Raw genomic sequence first — 222 nt, forward strand, 5'->3', positions numbered from 1 at the left:
TATTGAATGTAGCTGTTTCATAACAAGCCAATGTTGGTTGTACTGGTTGCGTACCTGTTACATCCCATTGACACGTAGTTGTATTGAATGTAGCTGTTTCGTAACAAGCCAATGTTGGTTGTACTGGTTGCGTACCTGTTACATCCCATTGACACGTAGTTGTATTGAATGTAGCTGTTTCGTAACAAGCCAATGTTGGTTGAACTGGTTGTGTACCTGTAA

General features: G+C 40.5%; 1 protein-coding gene. It reads right to left on the reverse strand.

The genetic code is table 11. From position 1 onward, the window contains the following. On the reverse strand, positions 1 to 222 hold a 222-nt coding region (locus G6042_RS00060; RefSeq protein ID WP_169522289.1), incomplete at both ends, for a hypothetical protein.

The organism is Flavobacterium solisilvae, from assembly GCF_012911605.1.
Lineage (GTDB): Bacteria > Bacteroidota > Bacteroidia > Flavobacteriales > Flavobacteriaceae > Flavobacterium > Flavobacterium solisilvae.